The organism is Pseudomonas asplenii, from assembly GCF_001293465.1.
Lineage (GTDB): Bacteria > Pseudomonadota > Gammaproteobacteria > Pseudomonadales > Pseudomonadaceae > Aquipseudomonas > Aquipseudomonas fuscovaginae_B.
Map to the genome: position 1 here is coordinate 335 of NZ_JSYZ01000041.1, position 5,810 is coordinate 6,144.

2 protein-coding genes are annotated in these 5,810 nt (G+C 66.2%); both read left to right on the top strand.

Annotated elements, in window-relative coordinates:
- Positions 1-584, top strand: a 584-nt coding sequence (locus PF66_RS33600; protein ID WP_275044513.1) for a phosphopantetheine-binding protein, incomplete at its 5' end; no start/stop codon positions are given.
- A 368-nt stretch (positions 585-952) separates the two neighbouring features.
- Positions 953-5,810 (top strand): non-ribosomal peptide synthetase (locus PF66_RS30650; protein ID WP_152973124.1); only part of this gene is annotated, 4,858 nt, incomplete at its 3' end.

A 5,810-nucleotide genomic window follows, 5' to 3' on the forward strand; every position in this document is an offset into this window, starting at 1 on the left:
TCGAACTGGGCGAGATCGAGGCGCGTCTGGCCAGGCACGCCGACGTGCGTGAGGCGGTGGTGATGGCCCGGGAGGACGTGCCGGGAGAAACCCGCCTGGTGGCGTACTTCACTCCGGCCGGTACGGGGCTTGTGTCCGACAGCGGCAACCTGCGCACTTATCTGCGCGGATTGCTGCCGGACTACATGCTGCCCGCGGCCTATGTGCAGCTCGAGCGGTTGCCCCTGACCCCCAACGGCAAGCTGGACCGCAAGGCTCTGCCGACACCGGACAGCAGCGCCTACGCTTCGCGTGTCTACGAGGCCCCGGTGGGTGAGGTGGAGATCAAGCTGGCGGCGCTCTGGGAGGATCTGCTCCAGGTCGAGCGGGTGGGGCGGCATGACCACTTCTTCGAGCTGGGTGGGCATTCGCTGTTGGCGGTCAGCCTGATCGAGCGTATGCGCCAGGCGGACCTGGAAGCCGATGTCCGGGTGCTGTTCGGCCAGCCGACACTGGCCCAGGTAGCCGCGTCGGTGGGTACGACACAACAGGTGGAGGTACCGCAGGCGAAGGTTCCGACACTCAAGCGCAAACGCGTTATCTGAAGCCCTGGCTCCGTACCCGACCGATTGCCGATCGGTCGGGTACGGAGCCGTTTTTCTCCCCCCCATCCCCCTGGCAACACGTCGAACTCTCGCAGGGCCGAGCCTTGTCCCGGCTTCCCATGACAGACAGTCCCAAGTGGATGCTCTAATTTTCGAGGCCTGTGGGGAGCATGGCGAATAGGGGTTGTTTCGCATGTGTCAGTGGTCCGCCGGCATTTGCCGCCGCGGCGCCGGTCACGCCTGCATCCCGATTGCCATGCTGTCTTCGAACCTCGAAGCCCCTCCGTTTTTATCGCGCGAACGCTGTCTCCGACACCGAGCCCTTGGGTTGTCAACCCTCTCCGACATGATAAACAGTAGGTTATTCGATGCACTTCAGCGAATTGATGGCAGTTCTTTCCACGCACGCGATTGGCCTTCAACTGGAAGAAGACAATCTGGTGATTCTTGGTGACGACGAGGGCCTTGACAGCGCCGTCTTCGATAGCCTGGTCGTGCACAAGGCGGAACTGCTCAGGCTGGTGGCTCGAAACGGAGGGGAATGGCTGAGTCCGGCCTTGCGCATCACGCCGCAGATGTTGCCGTTGGCCAACCTTGGCCAGGCCGCCATCGACCGGATTGTCGAATCGGTGCCGGGCGGAGCCGGCAACGTGCAGGACATCTACCCGCTGGCGCCCCTGCAGGAGGGGATTCTCTACCATCACCTGGCCGCCGGGCAGGGCGATCCCTATGTATTGCGTTCGTTGTTCGCGGCCGAGAGCCGCGAACGTCTCGACGATTTCGCCCAGGCCCTGCAGGCGGTGATCGACCGGCACGATATCCTGCGCACGGCGATGGTCTGGGAAGGCCTCGATGAGCCAATGCAGGTGGTCCTGCGCGAGGCGACGCTGGCGGTGGAGGAAGTCGCCCTGGCACCCGGCGACAGTGATATCGAGACCCGCCTGTGTGAGCGTTTCGATCCCCGGCATTACCGCCTGGACCTGCGCCAGGCCCCGCTGATGCGCCTGGTGTGCGCCGAGGACCGGGCCAATGCACGCTGGGTCGCGCTCCTGCTGTTCCACCACATCGCCATCGACCATGCCGCGCTGGAGCTGGTGCAATACGAAATGCAGGCCTACCTGCTCGGCGAAGGTCACGCGCTGCCCGAGGCGGTGCCCTACCGCAACTATGTGGCACAGGTCCGGCTCGGTGCCGGCGCCGATGCCCATGAAGGCTTTTTCCGCGACATGCTGGCGGACGTCGATGAGCCGACCCTGCCATTTGGCGTAGCGGAAATACCTGGTGGCAACCCGCGGATCGAAGAGCTGCACCTTCCTGTCGACGCCGATCTGAGCCGGCGTCTGCGCGACCAGGCCCGCCAGTTGGGCGTCAGTGCCGCCAGCCTGCATCACCTGGCGTGGGCGCGGGTGGTGGGGGCCGTGTCGGGCAAGTCCGATGTGGTGTTCGGCACCGTACTGATGGGCCGGATGCAGGGCGGCAAGGGCGCCGACCGGGCGTTGGGCATGTTCATCAACACCCTGCCGTTGCGGGTGAAACTCGAGGGGCACGCAGTCCGCGAAGGGGTCAGGACCACCCACGCACGCCTGACCGCCTTGCTCGGTCATGAACACGCGTCCCTGGCCCAGGCCCAGCGTTGCAGTGGGGTGGCTGCCCCGACGCCCTTGTTCAGCTCGCTGCTCAACTACCGCCACAGCGCCACCGGCTCGCAGGTCTCGGCCGAGACCGCCCGGGCCTGGGCCGGCTTGCAGAGCCTGGGTGGCGACGAGCAGAGCACCTATCCGATCACCCTGTCGGTGGACGATCTTGGCGAGGGGTTCAGCCTGGCGGTCCAGACCCTGGTGGAGATCGGTGCGCAACGTATCGGTGACTATATGCTGGCGGCCCTCGCGGCGCTGGTGGAAGCCCTGGAGCAAGCGCCGCAGACACCGTTGCAGCAACTGGAGATCCTCTCGGCCGCCGAGCGCCAGCAGGTGCTGCATGGCTTCAATGCCACGGCGCGTGACTATCCACGGCACAGCAGCCTGGTACAGCTGTTCGAGGAGCAGGTGGCGGCGCAGCCCGATGCGCTGGCTGCCGTGCAGGGCGGGCAGGCATTGACCTACCGGCAACTCAACGGCCGGGCCAATGCCCTGGCGCAGCATCTGGCCGGTCTCGGGGTACAGCCGGGCGATCGCGTGGGCCTGCTGCTGGAGCGTTCCTTCGACCTGCTGGCCGGCCAGTTGGCGATCCTCAAGTGCGGCGCGGCCTATGTGCCGCTCGATATCAATGCTCCCGCCGAGCGCCAGGCGTTCATGTTGCATGACAGCGAGGCGCGACAGGTATTGACCCGCGGCTCCAGCGAGGTGCCGGAGGGTGTCCGGCGGGTGGATCTGGACCTGCTGGCGCTGGCCACCGACGTGCCGAACCCGCAGTCGCTGTCGGGCGCCGAGTCGGTGGCGTACATCATGTACACCTCCGGCTCCACCGGAACCCCAAAGGGGGTACTGGTGCCGCACCGCGCGGTGAGCCGCCTGGTGCTCAACAACGGCTACGCCGATTTCAACAGGCAGGATCGGGTGGCCTTCGCCTCCAACCCGGCCTTCGACGCCAGTACCCTGGATGTCTGGGCACCGCTGCTCAACGGCGGTTGCGTGGTGGTGGTGGAACAGTCGGTGTTGCTGTCCCTGGAGGATTTCCGGGCCCTGCTGCTGGCCCAGTCGGTCAGCGTGCTGTGGATGACCGCCGGCCTGTTCCATCAGTATGCCGCCGGCCTGATGGGCGCCTTCGCACAATTGCGCTACCTGATCGTCGGTGGCGATGTGCTGGATCCTTCGGTGATCGCCCGGGTGCTGGCCGAAGGTGCCCCCGGGCATCTGCTCAACGGCTACGGCCCGACCGAAGCCACGACCTTTTCCACCACCCATGAAATCACCTCGGTCGGCAACGGCGCGATTCCCATCGGCCGGCCGATCGGCAACAGCCAGGTCTATATCCTCGATGCCTTGCGCCAACCGGTGTCGGTGGGCGTGGCCGGCGAGCTGTATATCGGCGGGCAGGGCGTGGCCAAGGGCTATCTGAACCGGCCGGAACTGAACGCCACGCAATTCATCGCCGACCCGTTCAGCGACCAGGCCGGGGCGCTGATGTATCGTACCGGCGACCTCGCGCGCTGGAACGCGGACGGTGTTGTCGAGTACCTCGGGCGTAACGACGATCAGGTGAAGATTCGCGGTTTCCGCATCGAACTGGGGGAGATCGAGGCACGCCTGGCCGCCTGCGCGGGCGTCAGGGAAGCACTGGTGCTGGCCCGCCAGGACGAGTCCGGGCACAAGCGCCTGGTGGCCTATCTGGTTGGCGAGCCAGGCAACGTCTTGTCGGTGCCTGCGCTGCGCAGCGAGCTGGCGGCGTCCCTGGCCGAATACATGGTGCCGAGTGCCTTCGTGATCCTGGAGTCGTTCCCGCTCACCGCCAACGGCAAGCTGGATCGCCGCGCCTTGCCGGCGCCGGACGCCGACGCCTATGCCAGTCGCGAGTTCGAGGCGCCCGAGGGCGACCTGGAAACCACCCTGGCACAGCTGTGGGCCGACCTGCTCAAGGTCGAGCGTGTCGGGCGCAACGATCACTTCTTCGAACTGGGCGGCCATTCGCTGCTGGCGGTGAGCCTGATCGAACGCATGCGCCAGTTGGGCCTGAGTGCCGACGTGCGCGTGCTGTTCAGCCAGCCGACCCTGTCGGCCCTGGCCGCCGCCGTGGGAGGCGGACGCGAGATCAGCGTGCCGGCCAACCTGATTGCGCAGGATTGCGCGCGGATCACCCCGGACCTGCTGCCACTGGTCAGCCTGACCCAGGCGCAGATCGACCGGGTGGTGGCGACGGTACCCGGTGGTGTCGCGAATGTGCAGGATATCTATCCGCTGGCGCCGTTGCAGGAGGGGATTCTCTATCACCACCTGGCCGCCGGGCAGGGTGACCCCTATGTCTTGCAGGCGCAGTTCGCCTTCGACGATCACCCGCGCCTGGACGCCTTTGTCCAGGCCTTGCAGACGGTCATCGACCGCCATGACATCCTGCGCACCGGGGTGGTCTGGGAAGGCCTGGATGCGCCTGTGCAAGTGGTCTGGCGCCAGTCGAGACTGCACCTGGATGCGCTCGAGCTCGACCCGGCGGCCGGTGATATCGGCACGCAACTGCATGGCCGTTTCGACCCCCGGCACTACCGCCTGGACATCGGCCAGGCTCCACTGATGCGTCTGGCCTATGCCGAAGATCCGCTCAACCGGCGCATCACCGCGATGCTGCTGTTCCATCACATGGCCCTGGACCATATGGCGATGGAGGTGGTGCAACATGAAATGCAGGCCTGGCTGCTGGGCGAGGCCCAAACCCTGCCGGCACCGGTGCCGTATCGCAACTATGTGGCCCAGGCGCGCCTGGGTATGAGCCAGGCCGATCACGAAGCGTTTTTCCGTGACATGCTCGGCGAGGTCGACGAACCGACCCTGCCGTTCGGGTTGCAGGACGTGCAGGGCGAGGGTCGGGATATCGACGAGGCCAGCCTGCTGCTGGACAGCCGGCTGGACCAGGGCCTGCGCGCTCAGGCCCGGCACCTGGGGGTGAGTGCCGCGAGCCTGATGCACCTGGCCTGGGCCGAGGTGCTGGGCAAGGTTTCGGGCCGGCAGGATGTGGTGTTCGGCACCGTGCTGATGGGCCGGATGCAGGGCGGCGAGGGCGCCGACCGGGCGCTGGGGATGTTCATCAACACCTTGCCGCTGCGGGTCGCGCTAGGTGGGCAGGGGGTACGCGCCGGAGTCAAGGCGACCCATGCGCGGTTGACCGCGTTGCTGGGGCATGAGCATGCGTCCCTGGCATTGGCCCAGCGCTGCAGTGGCGTGGCCGCGCCACTGCCGCTGTTCAGCGCCCTGCTCAATTACCGGCATAGCGCCGTGGGCAGTGTGTCCGAACAGGCCATGCAGGCCTGGCAGGGTATCCATATCCTCAGTGAGGAAGAACGCACCAACTATCCGCTGACGCTGAACGTCGACGACCAGGGCGAAGGCTTCAAGCTGACCGCGTTGGTGACATCCTCGGTTGGTGCGCAGCGGGTGTGTGGCTACATGCGCACGGCGCTGGAGCAGTTGCTGGAAGCACTGGAACATACGCCGCAAGCGTCGCTGCAAAGCCTGTCGATCCTACCGGAAGGCGAACGTGAGCAACTGCTGGTGGCGTTCAACGACACCGCGCTGGAGT